At 54.4% G+C, this 263-nt stretch carries 1 rRNA gene; it reads right to left on the bottom strand.

Going from position 1 to position 263, the window contains the following annotated elements:
* A 16S ribosomal RNA gene (locus NQZ67_RS30945) occupies positions 1 to 263 on the bottom strand; the annotation flags it as partial.

Below are 263 nucleotides of genomic sequence, written 5' to 3'. Positions count from 1 at the left end.
GTGTACAAGACCCGGGAACGTATTCACCGCGGCATGCTGATCCGCGATTACTAGCAATTCCGACTTCATGCAGGCGAGTTGCAGCCTGCAATCCGAACTGAGACCAGCTTTGATAGGATTGGCTCCATCTCGCGACTTCGCTTCCCGTTGTACTGGCCATTGTAGTACGTGTGTAGCCCAGGTCATAAGGGGCATGATGATTTGACGTCATCCCCACCTTCCTCCGGTTTGTCACCGGCAGTCACTTTAGAGTGCCCACCCGA

It is taken from the genome of Paenibacillus soyae (assembly GCF_024623455.1).
Classification (GTDB): domain Bacteria; phylum Bacillota; class Bacilli; order Paenibacillales; family Paenibacillaceae; genus Pristimantibacillus; species Pristimantibacillus soyae.
The sequence above is the reverse complement of the archived record's forward strand: the minus strand, read 5'-3'. Positions and strand labels throughout refer to the sequence as shown.